The 18,214-nt window shown below is 41.7% G+C and carries 18 protein-coding genes; 11 read left to right on the forward strand and 7 right to left on the reverse strand.

Annotated features, from left to right (window positions below; all coding sequences use genetic code 11):
* Positions 1–48: 48 nt before the first annotated feature.
* From SynA1524_RS00465 to SynA1524_RS00515, 11 genes are all read left to right on the forward strand, one after another.
* Entirely contained in the window at positions 49–786 is a 738-nt protein-coding gene (locus SynA1524_RS00465; protein WP_186498485.1) for a phytanoyl-CoA dioxygenase family protein, read from the forward strand.
* Positions 787–788: 2 nt separating this feature from the next.
* Positions 789–1,514, forward strand: a complete 726-nt coding sequence (locus tag SynA1524_RS13140) for a sporadic carbohydrate cluster 2OG-Fe(II) oxygenase (protein WP_186498486.1) — start codon at positions 789–791, stop codon at positions 1,512–1,514.
* A gap of 390 nt (positions 1,515–1,904) precedes the next feature.
* Positions 1,905–3,023 carry a hypothetical protein gene (locus tag SynA1524_RS00475; RefSeq protein WP_186498487.1) on the forward strand — a complete coding sequence of 373 codons (1,119 nt, stop codon included), beginning with the start codon at positions 1,905–1,907 and terminating at the stop codon, positions 3,021–3,023.
* Positions 3,007–3,534: a WbuC family cupin fold metalloprotein gene (locus tag SynA1524_RS00480; protein ID WP_186498488.1), complete on the forward strand. Its 528-nt coding sequence runs from the start codon at positions 3,007–3,009 to the stop codon at positions 3,532–3,534. The genes SynA1524_RS00475 and SynA1524_RS00480 overlap by 17 nt, the downstream gene beginning before the upstream one ends.
* Positions 3,509–4,750 (forward strand): methyltransferase domain-containing protein, encoded by a 1,242-nt coding sequence (locus SynA1524_RS00485; RefSeq protein ID WP_186498489.1) that lies wholly within the window; start codon positions 3,509–3,511, stop codon positions 4,748–4,750. Before SynA1524_RS00480 ends, SynA1524_RS00485 begins: the two co-directional genes overlap by 26 nt.
* A gap of 2 nt (positions 4,751–4,752) precedes the next feature.
* Positions 4,753–5,637: an NAD-dependent epimerase/dehydratase family protein gene (locus SynA1524_RS00490; protein ID WP_186498490.1), complete on the forward strand. Its 885-nt coding sequence runs from the start codon at positions 4,753–4,755 to the stop codon at positions 5,635–5,637.
* A gap of 392 nt (positions 5,638–6,029) precedes the next feature.
* Positions 6,030–6,656 (forward strand): hypothetical protein, encoded by a 627-nt coding sequence (locus SynA1524_RS00495; protein ID WP_222930495.1) that lies wholly within the window; start codon positions 6,030–6,032, stop codon positions 6,654–6,656.
* Between the two features lie 55 nt (positions 6,657–6,711).
* A complete protein-coding gene (locus tag SynA1524_RS00500) occupies positions 6,712–7,839 on the forward strand; it encodes a DegT/DnrJ/EryC1/StrS family aminotransferase (RefSeq protein WP_186498492.1) in 1,128 nt (375 codons plus the stop codon).
* 11 nt (positions 7,840–7,850) lie between these two features.
* Positions 7,851–9,035 (forward strand): UDP-galactopyranose mutase, encoded by a 1,185-nt coding sequence (locus SynA1524_RS00505; RefSeq protein ID WP_222930496.1) that lies wholly within the window; start codon positions 7,851–7,853, stop codon positions 9,033–9,035.
* Positions 9,036–9,086: 51 nt separating this feature from the next.
* Positions 9,087–10,442, forward strand: a complete 1,356-nt coding sequence (locus tag SynA1524_RS00510; RefSeq protein ID WP_186498493.1) for an aminotransferase class III-fold pyridoxal phosphate-dependent enzyme — start codon at positions 9,087–9,089, stop codon at positions 10,440–10,442.
* A gap of 1 nt (position 10,443) precedes the next feature.
* Positions 10,444–11,328: an NAD-dependent epimerase/dehydratase family protein gene (locus SynA1524_RS00515; protein ID WP_186498494.1), complete on the forward strand. Its 885-nt coding sequence runs from the start codon at positions 10,444–10,446 to the stop codon at positions 11,326–11,328.
* Here SynA1524_RS00515 and SynA1524_RS00520 read toward each other — a convergent pair.
* Genes SynA1524_RS00520 through SynA1524_RS00550 form a run of 7 tightly spaced genes read right to left on the reverse strand, consistent with a single transcriptional unit; the run spans position 11,321 to position 18,066 of the window.
* Positions 11,321–12,256 carry a hypothetical protein gene (locus SynA1524_RS00520; protein WP_186498495.1) on the reverse strand — a complete coding sequence of 312 codons (936 nt, stop codon included), beginning with the start codon at positions 12,254–12,256 and terminating at the stop codon, positions 11,321–11,323. The genes SynA1524_RS00515 and SynA1524_RS00520 overlap by 8 nt on opposite strands.
* Positions 12,253–12,858, reverse strand: a complete 606-nt coding sequence (locus SynA1524_RS00525) for a hypothetical protein (protein WP_222930497.1) — start codon at positions 12,856–12,858, stop codon at positions 12,253–12,255. The genes SynA1524_RS00520 and SynA1524_RS00525 overlap by 4 nt, the downstream gene beginning before the upstream one ends.
* Complete coding sequence (locus SynA1524_RS00530) at positions 12,849–13,748, reverse strand: transketolase family protein (protein ID WP_286188610.1); 900 nt, start codon at positions 13,746–13,748, stop codon at positions 12,849–12,851. Before SynA1524_RS00530 ends, SynA1524_RS00525 begins: the two co-directional genes overlap by 10 nt.
* A 20-nt stretch (positions 13,749–13,768) precedes the next feature.
* Positions 13,769–14,611 (reverse strand): transketolase, encoded by an 843-nt coding sequence (locus tag SynA1524_RS00535; RefSeq protein WP_286188611.1) that lies wholly within the window; start codon positions 14,609–14,611, stop codon positions 13,769–13,771.
* 4 nt (positions 14,612–14,615) lie between these two features.
* Positions 14,616–15,566 (reverse strand): NAD-dependent epimerase/dehydratase family protein, encoded by a 951-nt coding sequence (locus SynA1524_RS00540; protein ID WP_186498498.1) that lies wholly within the window; start codon positions 15,564–15,566, stop codon positions 14,616–14,618.
* A complete protein-coding gene (locus SynA1524_RS00545; RefSeq protein WP_186498499.1) occupies positions 15,563–16,585 on the reverse strand; it encodes an NAD-dependent epimerase/dehydratase family protein in 1,023 nt (340 codons plus the stop codon). The genes SynA1524_RS00540 and SynA1524_RS00545 overlap by 4 nt, the downstream gene beginning before the upstream one ends.
* A complete protein-coding gene (locus SynA1524_RS00550) occupies positions 16,582–18,066 on the reverse strand; it encodes a PfkB family carbohydrate kinase (protein ID WP_186498500.1) in 1,485 nt (494 codons plus the stop codon). The genes SynA1524_RS00545 and SynA1524_RS00550 overlap by 4 nt, the downstream gene beginning before the upstream one ends.
* Positions 18,067–18,214: the final 148 nt, after the last annotated feature.

Raw genomic sequence — 18,214 nt, forward strand, 5'->3', positions numbered from 1 at the left:
TTTCTTCTTCTATGATAGAATTATATTAACATAAATCTCATCTGCGTTATGCTTGGTGACTGCAGCTCCTATCAAAATAAAGGTTTTTTGGTTGAATTGAATGCGCTCTCTAGCCATGAGTTAGATATTATACAACGATTTATTGTACTTAATATTCAATCATTATTTAAAGAGTGTGCTGTACCGTATGAATCTCCACTTGAATGGCCAAGTCTTATCAATCCCTCTAACCGAAAGTATTGGTTCCACAACCACATTTCTTCTAAGAGTGTACGACGATTCACGGCTGAGCAGGTTTCCAAAATTCTTAAATTTACCATTTTTTCTAGACTTCGTGAGCTTCTCGGTGAATTTGTTGTCTCAGATGAGGAGTTAATTGGTTATCCCGATGTCTATTGGAGATTTGTACGACCTTACGAAGAAGGTGATATTGGCCCACTTCACTGCGATTCGTGGTTTTGGGATTTAAATCCTTCATGGAATCATAACTCAGACTTTAAAAAGCGTACAAAAGTATGGATAGCTATCCTTGCTGAAGTAAACCAAAATGGTTTAGTAGTTTTCCCTGGTTCTCATAATGGTCACACATTTTCATATAAAGTTATTTCTTCTGAAAATAAGCTAAAGCCGACAATAGTTAGTCCGCCTTCAATGTCTTCTTCGTTTTTGGTTCCCACTAATTCTACTGATGCCATCATATTCCATGATAAATTATTACATGGTGGTTCCCTAAATAAAGGCTCTTCCCCGCGTCTCAGCTTTGAATTTACTTGTCTTCATAATTAATTATGATCTTTATTAAACCTCTTGCCTCATCTAAAATTCTAAATGTCTTAGATACCGCACTCTGCGATGTTATTTCTGACCACTTGTCTTTAGACTTTTACCCTCATGACCTTAGTGTTCTTCATCAATATGTCGATAAGTATGAATTAAATGCTTTACGCCTTAAGTGTTTTGAGGCGACTAATAATATCAATTGGGATAGTTTGCTGCGTGATGCATGTTTCAGTGTTTTATCTTCTGCATTAGGTCCAGACCTTCTTATTCAGAAAAAGCTGAACTTATCGATCCATATGCCTGGGGATGATCTATCCACCTTGGCAGCCCATACAGACTGTTCTAGTGGCGATAGCCCCTTCGAGCTTGTCCTTTGGCTGCCTCTGACGAATGCCTTCGATACAAACAGTATGTTTATATGTAACAGAGTAGAATCGTCTCGCTTTTATGAAGCCGTTTTGAATGGGCTTAGGCACAATGTCGACCTCTCTAATTCGACGTATATATCTATCAATAGAGGTTATTTTCTTGTTTTTCCACCTACTTTGATTCACGGTAATTCTATTAACAGTACAGATTCAACTCGTATTTCAGTTAATATTAGAGTCAAATCTGTTTATTCGCCTTATTCAAAATCCTTGGTCGGTGACAGGATGTTTGGTTCTTATTATAAAGAGTGGAATATTACTGAACATCACTCTTGGAATTATCATGTCTATAATATATTCAAATGACTTTTACTTATACACATTCTCGTCCCTTTGGACGCTACTGTATACCTATCTCTATTCAAAGCCTCTATTTACGTAATTATTGTGTATCCTGCTCTTTGCCATTTACACTACCACAAACCGAAAATCCTGTGTTTGGATCATATTCAGTTCTATTAAACACCATTTCATCCGCTAACTTGTCTAATAGATCCTCTATTAACCTAGTTTCTTCTTCTATTTACATTTTTGACCAACTAATAGATAATGCTACTACTATACCGGAGCTTAATTTATATGATATTGTTTACCATTGCCCTCTTGAGCGCTTTGTCGGCACTCTAGATCAACTAATCGAACTGTTGCACTCCTGTCGAGCGTACGATCGCTTGGCTCTTGATTCACCTTTAAATGATGACCAATTGTAACTTTTGTGGAGCTCCAGTATTCTTGGAGCTCTCTAATCCTTCTTATTATACTACTGCTTTTTCTAAGCAATCATCTTCATCATTTATAAGTCAATCTGTTCAATGCAATGGTTGTGGCGTTAATATACTTGCTAATGATAGCCCTTATTCCTTGCTTGGCAATTTATGCCGTGATTTAAAATATAATGAACCAACTTCTCATTATTTTCAGCTAATAACTGATCTTAATGTATCCCTTACTCCTGAAAATCGAATTACAATATATAGATGTTCGCCTAAAGATGATTATCTAGCACAATCTCTGTTCAACCATCATCCTTCCAAGTATGTTATCTTTCCCGAATATTTAAATTTGCATGAGTTAAACAATATTGCCGTAGATGCTAATTCTCTTTTTCTATGTATTCGCTATATTGAGCACGTTAATTCTTATGACTACCTCCAGAAACTATTTACTGCTATACATGATTCCGATTCCTTTATATATTTCGAAATTCTTGACTTTCAATCGCTTATTAATGCAGGTGACTACTCTTTCATTTGGAATGAACGTGTTTCTTACCCTACTCAACCCCAAATTAAAAGCCTCTTGTCGACGAATGGTTTCGCCTGTTCTACTTTTCAATTTTCATCCTCACAAGCTGTAGAACCCTTCCTTTCTTTCTTTGCTCGCCCTCTAGATACGAGATCGTGGGAAATCAATAGTGCTCTTCCACCATCACCAATTGCTTCTACATTTTCTCTCTCTAATTGTGAAAGCATTATTATTCAAAGACTCAAGTACTCACTTTCTCAAGTTCAAAGCATTAGTTTTTACGGTGTTGGAAATAAGTCAATGCAATTATCTCTTTATATAAATCAGTATTTACCTTCTATACGTCTTGAATTTTTCGATGGTACTGCTTTGAAAGTTGGTTCGAAATGGCTTACTAGCACTGTTAAGCACTTTGATAGTGATTTTTGTCAATCTGATCTTTATATTTTTTCTTTTGATAATAGTTATTCGAAGCAGCTTCAAAGCACTATTCTTTTTGAGCATCCGTCTGCTAGTATTAAGTTCATAAGTAAATTCTTTTCAATACCAGAATATGAAAAAAATTGCTGAGGGTGTTTTCCATGTCACAGGACCTATTTTGTGTTTAACGGACGAAATGATTGATGCCCTGCTTGTCGAATGCTCCTCAGCCTCTAAAAAGCGCGCGAGGATAAATTTCCACCCTTCTAATAAATCTAATGTACAAGAAATGATTGTTGCACTTCATAAGTCTACTCAGATTGATCCACATAGGCATCTCAACAAATCCGAAAGTTTTCACGTTATTCAAGGGGATGTATCCGTCGCAATCTTAAAAGAGGAGACCTTCGAGCCTGTTCAGCTAATTCATTTATCCGCTGGATCTTCACATTGTTATTATCGACTAAATGAACCTCTTTACCATTTAGTTGTTCCTATGACTGAATTTGTTGTTATGCATGAAACCACAGAGGGGCCTTTTATTCCTTCTAGTCATGATGATATTCATGGATTTGACTCCGACGCTCGTTTGCCTGTAGAATCAATAAAGATTCTTATTTGCCAAGATTACAACAATGATTGCAAAGCGCACTCAATGTAGACTCTGTAATTCATCTGATCTTGTTGCCGAGGTTATTTTTCCACATACTCTCATTGCTGATAAATATTCACCTGAAGCAAAAGCATCATCTCATCGTTATCCCCTTGATTTGTATAGATGTTCATCTTGTGGTCACATTCAAGTCCTAGATATTGTTGATTTGAGTGTCCTCTTTGATTCTGACTATACATATAAACCAAGTCGTAATCAAGGCCTAATACAGCACTTCAATAAGTACTCTGCATACGCCCTTGACCTTTTAGGCTATAAAACGTCTCAATGTCTTGATATAGGCTCAAATGATGGTTTATTTTTGTCCTGCATTAAGGAGCAATCAGCTGCAACTGTTCTCGGTATTGACCCAGCTTATGCCGCAGTTTCATATGCACAGTCAAATGGTATACCGACTCTCCACGATTTTTTTAATGCTGAAAAATCTTTAGTTATTGGTGATAAGTATGGTCTATTTGACATTGTCTCTGCTAATAATGTATTTGCGCATAATGATAATTTATCATCCTTCGCTCAAGGTGTTTCTAATCTCTTGCGAGAAAATGGCCTCTTCTGTTTCGAAGTCAGTTACCTTTATGACATTATTCATAAGACCCTCATTGGAACTCAATTCCATGAACATCTCTCCCATCACTCTCTTTCCTCTTTAATTCCTTTTCTCTTGCGGTTTAACCTTCACTTATTTGATGTACAGCGTGTCGATACTCAAGGTGGTGCAGTCATTTGTTACGCAAGAAAACTTTCATCAAGTTCACCTTCACCTTCTTTATCTCGTAACCTTACTGATCTGCTGCTTTTGGAAGATGAACTTGATATTACAGGTCCACGTGCAATGCAATTATTTCGTTCTAATATTATTGCATACAAGAATAAATTTCATCAACTATTCAATGACGTTAAACAAAATAATTGCCGCTTTGTAGGTTATGGTGCCGCTCGTAGCCTCAATCTTTTCACTTCCTTCTTGCAAATAGAGAATCATCTTGATCTAATTTTTGAAGACAATCCTGAGAAGCAAGATAAATATCTTTTTGATACTGCTTGTAGAATTATGCCTTATGATCCTTCGCTTATTACTGAATCTACTGTAATCATCCCCTTTGCCTGGGTGCATACTGATTCTATTGTCGAAAAGCTACGTTCTTCGTCTGTCAATTGTAAGGTTCTTACTTTATATCCATCGGTTCAACTCATTACACTCTGACTATGCACATCTTTATCACATCTGTTGGCTCTTACATCGGCTTATATCTTACCTCCCAGTTCTTGTCACAGGGACATTTGGTTACCGGAACATATCGTACTCTAAGTCCTACTCTCTCTGCTTTATCTCTTAATTCACGTCTTACACTTATACCACTTGAGCATAGCTATGATTCTGCTTATCCAAACATAGAGGGTTCCTTCAACTTACTTATTAACTGTACAGGTGCTTATCCTGATGTGAATGTTTCTGCTGATGATGTCGTATATGCAAATATTAAATCTGCTTCTTTAATCCTATCTCTTTCAAAAACTTTAGTCGGAATTTCAATCATAAATCTTTCCTCTTTGTCTATTTATGGAGATTTAAAAATTCCTCTAATTGACTCTCATACTAATCCTTCACCTTCAACTCCTTATGGATCTACAAAGCTTCTCTCTGAACAAATCCTCAATCAATCTCATAATTTTTCCTCACTTGTTCATATCCGCCTTCCAGTTGTTTTAGGTGATGGCGCCCATCGCGCATGGCTGCCTTCTTTATTAAGTAAATTATCTACTGGAGCTAGTGTTTCTGTCTATAACCCAGATTCTATTTATAATACATGTACAACTCTGCATGCTCTTAGCAAATTTATTTTAAAACTCTCTAGTCTTACAAGTCTTACTAATATACATCATGTCAATTTGTCTTCCATTGGTGACCTTTCTATTCGTGAGATAGTTCTATTATTAACCTCACGTCTGAATTCATCTTCTGATGTTTCTTTTTCTTCCTCTAGTACACCATGCTGTTATGTCAAACATGACGCCGCAGTTGAGCTTGGATTTATGCCTACATCTACTTCTCAAGCTATTTCCTATTGGTTAGATGAATCACAACTTTAAGTTTACACAAGAGTCTTTTCACCTCAAGCAAAAGTTTTCTTCTATTAATCAAGAAGTTGACTCTTTGTCTCGTAAATTTTTAGCACATAGAGCTTCTTCGATTTATTCTTCATCGACACTATTTCTTACTTCATGTATATGGTTTGATCAATGTCGCATTGGGTTATTTTGTGTACACTCACTTCCCATAGGTGAATATCATGTTTTTGTCCTCCCACGTCTTGAATTTAGCTCCACTTACACATTTGAGACTCTTCTTTGGGCTATCATCGACAATTTAACTGAAAACTATATTGTAGATTCTTCATGCAACATTATATTCCCCTTGGTCAATCCGTCCCAAGGTGATACTAATCTTTCTTTTTCTCTTAAGCTAAAGGACTTTATTCGTTATGTCTAGATTTACTATTGTTGGTCCAACTTGGCGTACCTCTTATATCCAAGACAATTTTCCTTCACATCATACCCTTTTTTGTTCAACCGAAATTCCTGATATAAAGACCCTCGAGAACTCAGATTTTTTTATAACCTGTGGTTTCGATAGACGAATTAAGGAAGATGTGCTTTCTTTGTTTAATCCGTTGAATCGTCTTAATATTCATGCCACTTATTTGCCTTTCGGAAAGGGCATTGGCACTGCTTTATTTTCCCTACTCTATCCCACTCCATTAGGTTCCTCAATTCATGTTCTTAGACCCAAGATCGATACTGGTGAAGTAATTTGCCAAGCTATTCTTAATCCACCTCCTAGCATTACTACTCAGCGTGAGTTATATCATTGCTGGGTAATACATGCATCACGCCTCTTTTTAGATAATATTGACGCGATTGCTGAACTACACCTTCCATTGCTTTCTCAATCTAACCAATTCAATACACCTTATATTTCACGTGATGAGTCTGAGCTGATCCTTTCACTTTTGCCCAAGCGCTGGGATTCTTCACTACGCGAAGTCAACAACTTATCGCATGTGCTAGCATTTAGATCTTCGTATTTTCTCCTTAATGATATCGACTGATTTTAAATTAAAGTTGCCACCTAGGAATGCTTTAAGCAGGCATGAATTGTTATCCTTGTTCAATTGTTTCTTATATTATAGAAGAATAGGTCTTGATCCCGGATATGATGATTTCTTTGAAAATCAGTATACCTCGGCTTTTGCATCTTATATGGGTGGAGGTTATAGTGATGCAGTATCTTCAGGTTGTTCTTCTATCTATATTGCCCTTAAATCCTTATCTTTACCCTCTGGTTCACTAGTTGCTACATCACCAGTAACCGACGCTAGCGTTATTGGGTGTCTTGTTTCGTTGGGCTTAGTCCCTTATCTTCTAGATTCAGATTATCAATCTTACAACACTGGTATTCGACAATTAAAGGATCGATATATTCCAGCAATTAAGGCTCTTGTTTTAACCCACGCAGGTGGTGTTCCCTGCAAGGATACAGTGCAAATCTCAGAATTCTGTAAATCAAAAAATATTGTTCTGATTGAAGACTGTAGTCAAGCCATCGGAGCTATCCCTCAGGAATCTAACTTACGTGTAGGTAAATTCGGCCGCTTCGGTTGTTTTTCGACTATGTATAGAAAGAATCTTGCTGCTGGGGGTAGTAGCGGATTACTTTATTGTACTGACTATAAGGATTATCAGATAGCTAAGCAACATGCCGATCGAGGAAAGCGTTGGTGGGACAAAACTTCGGTTGATTTACGTGATCCTGGTTTTGCTGACTTCCCTGGTCTTAATTTTAATTCGGATGAAATTAGGTGTAGTATTGGTCTTGCCAATCTTTCCCGTCTTCCATCAACTATTTCTAAAAGGAAGAAATTTTTATCGGATTTGATTTTCTTCCTTGACAAATACTCTGTCAAGCTTTTTTTTCCTAGCGAATTTCATTCCGGAATATCTCCCTTTTACTTTCCAATCTTTATAGATACTAGCCTCACTTCCACCCCCGTTCTGTCTATTTCACATGCTTTGAAGGATGATGGATTAGGAATTGGAGTAAAATATGGTTGCCTTGTTTCAACTTGGAAATGGGCTTCACAGTACATGTATGATAAATTTCATGCTCCTAATGCATTAGCTGCACGGGACCAATGCTTCCATCTGTACCTTAATGAAAACTACACGCGTAGACACGCTAGACTCATAGCTAAGCGTTTATCCTTGTGGGAGCAATGCTATATTAGAAAATAATTTTCAATGCTTTGAAAGTCCTTATAATTGGTGGTGGTTTCGCTGGATGCTCTGCAGCTCATATTCTTTCAGACTTACCTAATGTAGAAATCGACCTTATTGAAAAGAATTCTTTTCTTGGGGCTGGCAATAAAACTCGTTGGTATGGCGGCCACCCGTATACCTTTGGCCCTCGACACTTCTTGACTCCATATCAAGACGTGTTTGATTACCTAAATAATATTTTACCAATTAATCTTTGTCCTGAACATGAATTTCTTTCTTATGTTGAGCCAGATAATAACTTTTATGCTTATCCCATTAATATGCAGGATGTGCGTTCCATGCCTGACTCAAACCGTATTTTGAATGAGTTAAATACATGTCAGGAGCAAATAAAAGCACAAGGTGGCATTCAGGCTTCAAACCTCGAAGATTATTGGCTGCAATCAGTTGGTAAAACTCTTTACGATAAATTAATCCAGCCTTACAATTCAAAAATGTGGCTTGTAGATGATGTCTCTTCTATCGATACTTTTAAGTGGTCTCCTAAGGGAGTAGCTATTAAGGACGGGCCTCGTGCGGCTTGGGATGAGGTTTATTCAGGTTATCCACATTCCCCAAGAGGCTACGACGATTACTTCCCATTTGCAACCCAAAATGCAAATGTACTTTTATCTACGACTGTTGATTCTATTAATCTTAATTCTAAGCTCGTTACCATAGATGGAAACACTAAATCTTATGATTGTATTGTTAATACTATTGGCCTGGATACTCTTATGCCTGATACTGGTCTTCCCAAGTTGCCTTACCTTGGAAGGAAATTAGAGTTAATTGTCTTTCCATCTGAGCATGTCTTTCCAGAAAATGTATATTTCCTTTATTATCCTGGTTCAGGATCATTTACTCGCCTAGTTGAGTATAAAAAATTCACCAAGCATAAAAGTCACACTAGCCTTATTGGTATGGAAATACCCGTTAATAACGGCGGTCAAGACTACCCTATGCCTTTTAAATGGGCACAGAGACTAGCTTCTGAATATCATAATTGTTTTGCATCTTCTACTTTTTCGATGGGCCGAGCTGGTTCCTATCTCTATGGTATTGATATAGATGATTGCATTAAGCAATCTTTTATTTTAAGGGAAATGATTGTCAGTGGCTCCTGGGATCATCCTGTTCCCGGCGAGCAATATCGTTTCCCCGAGCTTTAGCTCTCCTTTCTATTATTTTTCTGCTATAATATATTAAAATACTTCCTTCTTATGCCTTCCGTTTTAAAGAAGTTCCCCAACGATCCGCTTCCCGTAAGCATTGTTGGCGGAAAAGGTATTTATCTATTTCTTCAAGATGGAACCGAGCTTCTTGATTTCACCGGTGGTTGGACGGCTCACTCGGTCTTTGGTATGGGAGATCAGGGGCTTAAAGATGCTATTAATAGGCAGTTGGATATTTATGCTCACTTGGATGGCAACGTATGGACTAATCCACTTTTAGACGAGCTCGCACAACTTACAGTTTCACAAGCCCCGGAAGGACTTAACAAAGTATTTTTCGGCGGCTGTAATGGCTCTGATGCTATGGAGCAAGCCATGAAGCTCAGTTATCATGTTCACCATGATTCTGGCAACCCAACGAAGCAAAAATATATCTATAGAGCTCAGTCTTTCTCTGGGGCTACACTCCAAACGATGAGTGTGTCTGATTTGCCTATCCTTAACTTTTACAACCCTATCAAGCCTGGCGGTTATATTCAGATTCCTGAGCACAATTATTTGCGACTTGCTCACCCCAACGAAACTCAGCAAGAATACCTTGATCGTTGTGCAAACGACCTAGAGACTGCAATTATCCAAAATGGACCTGAAAATATTGCGGCTTTTTGCGGTGAAACTATGATGGGTGCTTTGAGGGGTGAAGTTGTACCTCTTCCAGGTTACTGGAAGCGTATGCGCGAAATTTGTGATAACTATAATATTCATATCATTCTAGATGAAATTTATTGTGGCATGTCAAGGCCAGGAGAAGTCTATTGCTGTACATATGACGACTTTACTCCTGACTTCATCGCAATTGGTAAGGGTTGTGCCGGTGGTTATGCACCTATTTCTGCTGTTGTTACCAAGGGAATTTTTGAGGACGTTATTGCCAATGGTACTGGGCGTATTCAGTTAGGTCATACTTTTGCAGGTTATGCGCTGGGAGCGGCGGCCATGCTTGAGACCCAGAAGCGTGTTCAAACCCCTGAAATGCTATTGCATGTCCGCAAGATGGGGCAGAAAATTCGATCCATTATTGATTCTGAGCTGTCTGACCATCCCTTTTATGTCGAAACACGTGGTCGTGGTTTAAATTCAGCTTTTGAGTATCATTGCGACAACGTTCACGGTTTTAGTCTTTCTCTTGCCCAATCAATGAAGTCTAAACATAAAATACTAATTAATGCAAAATGGCATAGAACAACTTTTACCCCAGCATTTATCATTGACGATTCAATTGTTGAGCGTGTTTTGTCGGCTTATGTAAATGAGTTTAAGTCTATTTCACGTAGTTGGTCAGGTGTTATCGACTCGAGTGTGAATGTTTCTCGAGCTCTTGGTGGTGTAAAGCCTGGTGCTTAATGTGACAATTTCCTTTGCCGTTATAGGTTGCCATGGTTATATTGGCTCCCTTCTACTCAAACATCTTAGAAAGGCTTATCCAGAATCGACGCTTCTCGGCGTTGATATCTCTTCCTTCCCGGATAAAGAAATAAATTCCACATTGGTCCATTATTTTTCTACAGATTCGCTTTCCTCCATTCAGTGGGATTTACTTTCCTCTAGGGTTCATATTATTTATTGCGCTGTTACTTCCTCTCATCTTCTTGATCCGCATCAATTAAATTCCGGTTTATTGCCTGATATTTCTTCTCTTGCATTGTTATTAGAGTGTCTTCCTCACTCTATTGATTTTAGTTTTACTTATCTCTCCTCTTCGGCTGTCTATGGGTCTAAGACTGGTATCCTTCGCGAATCCGATGAGTTGGTGCCTCTAAATCCTTATTCATTGATGAAAATCCAATCCGAATCCATAGTCCAATATATGTCTAGAGTCCGTAATATTCCTTCTTTGATTTTTCGTCTATTCCAGTCCTATTCACCTCATCAAAACCCTGTTAACCTTATTGGTAAGCTTATGTATACTTTAAGCCACGCTTCTTCTCCTGTGACTTTGTTTAAGCAGGGGTCACAGATACGATCCTTTCTCTATGTTGATGACTTGATTGAGTGTCTCTCTGTATTGCCAAATCATACTTCTGCTAAGATTTACAATATCGGTTCACCAGAGGCAGTATCCATATATAATTTTGCATCCGCAATAGGAGCTAATTTTGTTTTAGCAGGTGATCCTGATTCTTCTGATATTGTTTTGCCTGATATTAGTTCCTTTTCTAGTGATTTTGATTGGTTACCTAGTGTGTCTCTTACAACCGGCTCTGCAATGGTTCGCAACTTTTTTAGTTAAGATAACTTCTTAGTTTTATCGCTATATCTTTCGTTCTCTTGTTGTATTCCTCTAAATATTTTGTTGACTTTACGTGTTTTGCCATAATTAATATCCATCTTACTTGATACACATTAAGCAATTTGTGTATTACCTTGCTACTTACTTTTGTCCCTATTGTTCTTCTCTTTCTTATTTCATCAACAATCTTTCTTAATTTGTTTTCGTCTAGCAAATGATTTGGTTGTAGCATCATATCACATATGGTTTTGTGTATATCATCTAAGCCTCCATACTCAAAATCGAAGAACATGAATTCGTTATTCATGCGTAACGAATTTTGTATACCAACGTCTGATGGAGATAGTATTAATCTGTCTCTGTTTGTTTGATCGCAATTATCTTGCCCCAACGTCTCTATCTTTTTTTTGGTTTCACTTTGTACCCATAATCTGATTTCCTCGCTTATTTCTGAATCAAATAATATATCGTTATACCTTTTCTGATTTTCATTTATTGTATTTTTGATACTTACATAACTGTCTTTTGCTTTATGCTTATACTTATTTGCTGTTGCTGGCTTCTCCTCGTTTAATTTCTCCAGAAAATCAACAAAGCTATTTATGTACTCATCATCAATTCGCTTGACTCTCTCACCATTTAGCCAGCTCATTATTATCCATTTTCCTTCTTTATCACTTACTAACAGTCTTGGTGTATTCTTTATATTGTACTCTTCGCAGTATCTAAGAAAAGTTTCTTCCCTTTTGTTCCTCATGCTTTGCTCATAACTACCATTTTTTCCTGGATATATCTTTACTATATATTTATTCTTGTCATTTGTCTTCGCTATGTATGTATCACTGTTTTTACCTCCACTTAGACGATCTAGTTCTTTTATATTTATTAACTTGTTTGCTATGATTTCATTTAGAAGAGCTTCTTTCACTTCAAAAGTTCCTTTAATTCTTTCCATGAATGCATTATCATGATATCATCAAAACGTGAAAGTCCACTTTCTTCCTTGGGTTCGTAAAGTATTTTTTTTACATCTTTGTTTATCATAGTTAAAATTTCCACTAAATCGTCAATGTAGTAATTGCATCCAAGGTTGTGTATTCGTGCTGCTTTTTTTTCTTTTGTATCCTCAAAATACACGTCTTTAATACTCATTCCTATCCCATCCTTGTCAAAAAATCTATTCTTTTCCAGCCATTTCATTGCGCTTGTCCTTAGATTTAATCTTGGCCCTTTGTAGGGGTACTCTGTTTTATGACTTATGATTACGAGTTTTCTTGAATCTTTTTTGAGATGAATTAGTGCATCAATCATGTCTTTGGATGGTTCTGCGTCTCTTATTTTATTGCCATATACTTCCGCTTGCAGTATCGTGAATTCGTAGTCCTTTTCTTGACTTCTTAGGTAATCGCGTATCGTTGTTTTACAGCATTTCATAGACTGAGTTATTAATCCCTTTTCCACTGCTAATTGATGAAAGAGTTTATCGTACCTTACCAATGTGTTGTCGAAGTCCAACCCAATCAGTTCCATTTTTGTTCGGCATTTAGCTTTATTCCTTTCCAGTTTAGGCCTTCTGCTTCTCTTGCGTACTCTTGATTCCCGAGTTGATGTATAAAGTGATCATCAATTCCAACTTGTTTTAATTTCACCTTATCTATTTCTTTATGCGATAGCCATTCGATTAGGGATGAGCCTAAACCGCCAATTTTATTGTGTTCTTCTAATGTGATCCACTTTGTGTAACCCTCGCTAATGCATCTTTTCAGAAATTCAACATCCAGCGGCTTGATACTCCCCATGCTGGCTACACCCATGATCACCCCTTCATGTTTAAGTTTTTCTCTTGCGATTAATGCTTCATTGACAATTGGACCAATCCCAAGAAGTAAAAATTCTTTTCCTGGTTTTAGAAGATGTGCTTTTCCAATCCCCAATTTCATTGTGTTGTCAAGTAAATTTGGTTCACCTTTTTTGCCTATTCTTATGTAAGTTGGTTTTCTTTCATAAATTGCTTGACGTAATTGTGCTGTTAATTCCAGTGAGTCTGTTGGTGCACATATGCGAATGTTTGGAATGCTTCGTAGAATTGCTATGTCTTCCAGTGAATGGTGAGTCACTCCTAGTTCTGCATATGAAAGCCCTGAACCCGTTCCCACGATCACCACAGGCGCCTCGTGATAAGCAACACCAGTGCGAATTTGTTCAAGGCAACGAGTTGTCGTGAATGGGGTGATTGTGTATACCACTGGGCGTAGTCCGCTTAACCCCATACCTGCTGCCATGCTCATCATATTTGCTTCGGCGATACCGCAATTTATGAATCTCTTTGGCGCTACTTCTTTATAGCGATCAAACATTCTGTTGCCGATATCCCCGGAGAGAAGGCACACATCGTCCATTTCCTGGGCGAGTTCGGTCATTGCTTTCGCAAATGCATTTCTCATAACTGCTTCCTCTCCAGCTCTGCGAGGGCCGCTTTGAGTTCTTCAGCGTTCGGCGTACGGTAGTGCCAATTGTTGTCGTCTTCCATGAATGACACCCCTTTGCCTTTGATTGTGTCAGCCACAATCACGCTGGGTCTTTCTGTTTCTGACCGTGCAGCATCAAGTGCTTTGTTGATCTCTTCAAAATTATGCCCGTTAATCTGTTGAGTGTGCCAACCGAAAGCTTCCCACTTTTTTCCGAGTGGTTCTAGTGCCATGACGTCTTTGCTGCGACCTGTGGCTTGCCATTTGTTGTAATCGATGATTGCTGTGAGATTGTGTATTTTTTGTCCACCAGCAAACATGGCAGCTTCCCAGATGCTGCCTTCGTTGCACTCACCATCACTCAGGAGTGCGTAGCAGCGGTTTTTTCTTGCTTGGATGCGCTGCGCGATCGCCATGCCTAGGGCCATTGGCAATCCATGACCCAGGGAACCGGTTGCTGCTTCCACGCCCGGGATGTATCCCGGTTTAGGTGGGTGCTCATGAAACATACTTCCGGGTTGACCGAATTCGGACAATCGCTCAACCGGGAAAAATCCGCGTTCTGCCAGCACCTGGAACAGCACCGGCGCCCCATGGCCCTTGCTCAGGATGAAGCGATCACGATCTGGAGAGTCTGGTGCTTTTGGATTGATGTTCAGTTCCTGCCAATAGAGCGCAGTCAGCAGTTCAACGCACGACAGGCACGATCCGAGGTGAGGGATTTTCGCTCGTGCCGAGGTTTCGATCGTGCGTTTTCGTATGATGTGCGCCACGCGGATGAGATCATTTGTTAAGGGATGATTCATTACGCTCATCACCTCAACTAATTGCCTGCAGCTGAAGATGTCTCATCCATTTCACCGTGTAGCAGTTTTCACCGTCAGGCAACGCGTCATTTCGGTATGCCTCTGTGATCTGTTTGATCGCATCTTGCACGCTGAACTTTGGTTTAAACCCCGTTGCCAATAGTTTGCTGGAATCTTGTCGGTAGGAGCGAGGGTCGTTGGATTCGGTGATCACTATCTCAGCACCTGTTTGTTGTTGTACGCGTTCGGCGATTTCGCGAATTTTGATGTTTTCAAATCCAGCATTGTAGCAACCTGATGTGATTTCTGGATGACCCAGGAAGTGGCGATACACATTCGCCAGATCTTGGATGTGAATGTTGGGTCTAGTTTGCTCACCCCCGAACACGGTGATCTTCCCATTTTTGAGACCTTGATACGTGAGCATGTTGACGCTCACATCCAACCGCATGCGTGGCGATAACCCGCACACAGTTGCTGGACGGATGCAGTGCACTTGCATCTGATCGGCATAGGAAAGGAACACCCGTTCCCCCACCATCTTGGTTTTGTTGTATACCGAGATCGGCACCAATGTGAGGTCTTCTGTCACTTTGGGTTCGTCTTTCACGCCGTATACGCTGCCTGAGCTTGCGAATAGGAACTGTTTCACTCCAGCCCGTACTGCACGATCAGCAAGCTGCTGACCCGCCAGCACATTCACCTCCCAGCTAAGTGTTGGGTTCAATTCCACCGCGGGATCATTAGCAATGTTGGCCAGATGAATCACAGCGTCCACTCCATTTAGAGGGATCTGATCGGTCTCCCGTACATCCAGCTTCAGATTGGTGAGTTGAGGATGTTCCTGCAGCGCATTGCCAAACCATTGGGTGTCAATGCTGGTCACGCTGTGACCATCGCCAAGCAACAGGGGGATTAGCACCGTGCCCTTGTATCCGCAGCCACCAGTAACGAGCAGGTTCATGTCTTGTGCTGGTAGTTCCAGGGAAGGGTGTTGAGGGTGTCCAGGTTGGCATTCACCCACCCCAGTGTCTCCTGAAGCCCCTGCTTTAGTGAGACTCGATCAGTCCAGCCGTGTACCTGGCGCATCGCAGCACTGTCCAGCAGGTAGCTCTGGTCCTTTCCAAGCCGTTCGTCGCTGTCCTGCACCAGAGTGTTGAAGTCAGCACGGCACAGGGAGCAGATTTGCTCTACCAGCGCCCGGATGCTGCAGCATTCCCGGGTGGATAGGTGCCATGCGCTGCCAGGCTCCCCGTCGTTGGCCAACTGCAGGGTTGCGCGCACCACATCCTGGATGTGAATGAAGGACCGCACGGAGTGTCCTCCTCCATGAAGATGCATCGGCTTGCCGGTTCGGGCACTCAACAAGGTGCGCGGAATAATGCGATAGAGCTGCTGCCCTGGGCCATACACGTTGGCGGCTCGGGTGAACACCACGGGGAAGCCATAAGCCTCATGGAAGCTGTACAAATGCAGGTCGCAAGCAGCCCTGCTCACGGCATAGGGGGTGCTGGGCTTGAAGTGGTTGTGCTCTTTGATCCAACCGCCATCGGTGCTGCCGTACACCTCCGGGGTGGTGACGTGAACATATTTCTGGAGAAACGGTTTTTGGCGCAATGCATCGTGCAAAGCCACCTGGGCGACCACATTGGTGCGGTACCAATGGGTGGGGTTGAGCCAGCTTTCGGCAACCATGCCTTGGGCGGCGAAATTCACCACCAACTCCGGTTGAACGCGATCGATCAGCTCCAGCAGATCATCCAGCTGGCTGTTGAGATCAATCGCTCGAAACTGGAAGTTCTCCGCTGTGGCGAGAGCCGGGCCATCTCCGTTGAGGCGCCAGCGGTAAGGCAGGAACACGGGGTGCGGTTCCGTTGAGCGACTGACACCCCAAACCGCATGGTCATGGCGCAGGGCTTCAGCCACAAAGTGGCTGCCACTGAAGCTGTTAGAGCCGATGACGAGGACTTTGGGCTTGCTCATGGCAGCAGCATCTCTATCACGTAGCTCCGCAGCGCAGTGGCGCTGATGGGAGTGTTGCCCATGGTTTCAACGGCGAGGGCAGCCATACAGCAGGCCAAAGCAGCAGTTGGCATCATTGCCTGCCCACTGGCGAGTCCGGTGGCGAACAGTGCCAACAGCGAATCTCCAGCGCCTGCTACATCCAAGGGATTTACAGACAGGGCTGGGAAGGCTTGGCTTCTAAGTAGACCATCGGGCTCACGGTCGTAGGCAATGAACCCTTCAGACCCAAGCTTCATCACGAGCCGCTCACTCTCCGTGATCTGCAACAGGCGCTGATTTAGTTTCTCGAGGCCGCTGTCTTTGTCTTGCAGGGCGAGTCGTGCCTCCCTTTCATTGGGGCAGAGCAGTGAGAAGTTTTTGAAGCGGGTGACGTTGCCTACCTGGCTGCTGCACTGGAGATCCCCGAACAGCAGCAAGTTGTGCTCTTTTGCAAGCTGATGCACAACTTCCAAAATCCGAGGTGTGACCACGCCATAGACGAAGTCCGAAACGACGATCCCCTGAGCAAGTGGCGCCAGCGATTGCAGCTGAGCAATCACTTGATCTTCCACTTCGGCATCCAGGTTGTGCTCTTCAAGACGGCTGACGCGGAACAATTTTTGGTTTTCCACCACGTACCGCTTTTTGAATGTGGTCGGACGTGTGGGGTCACTGCTCAGACTATCACCAATGCCTTGAACGGCCAGTTCCTGACGCACAAGTTCAGCCGTGCTGTCGACCCCCACTACGGAGATGAAATCGCATCGTGCGCCCAGGGCGGTGATGTGGGCCGCCACCACGGCCGCGCCACCGATGAAATTTTTGTGCTCCAGTTCCCGCACCACCACCACTGGTGCTTCGGCGCTCATGCCGATGGCTTCACAGGCGGCGTATTGATCTACGATCGTGTCCCCCAGCACGATTAACCGCGTAGATCTCCAGCTTTTGATGGCGTTCAGCAGTTGATCTCGTTCAATTCCCTGCCGCCTGCAGGCGGCTTGAAAGAGTGAACGGCGTTGTTGGCGTAGATCGCGCTCAGACCCGCTAAGCAAATCTGCTGTGGCGTAATGAATTTCACCTGCGTGAAATTGAACAGCACCGCCTTGTTGGCGTTGTTGATCCAGGGTGGCCTGAATCTGAGTGTTGTTTTTGAACTCATTGCCCAGCACCACAACCTCTGGTTTCAATGCATTGATGGCTTCGTCCAGTTCATCGGCTTTCAGCAACAGCAGAGCATCAGCGATGCCAAGCATGTTTAGGGCTTCTGCTCGTTCCTGTTGTTGAAACGTAAAGCTGGTATTGGTATCTCCGATTAGGGCGACCACCATCTGCTCGCCCAAGCCACGGGCATGTCGCAGGTAGCGGATATGGCCAGGATGAATGGTGTTGAAGTGGCCGTAGGCAAGTACACAGCCCTGCCAGGCAGCAACATCCTCTAATCGTAGAAATTGTGTTGGCATGTCTGAAGCGAATCTTAGTACGACTGGTGGTGGCTCTATCAAGTAGTTCGCTCAAGCGAATCAAATGACTGTTAGGGGGTGGGAGGCGTCTGCTTGGCAAGCATCCAGCTGCGCTGAGAAAGAAAGAGTTCGATCGATAATACCTGAA

The sequence above is a fragment of the Synechococcus sp. A15-24 genome, assembly GCF_014280195.1.
GTDB lineage: Bacteria > Cyanobacteriota > Cyanobacteriia > PCC-6307 > Cyanobiaceae > Parasynechococcus.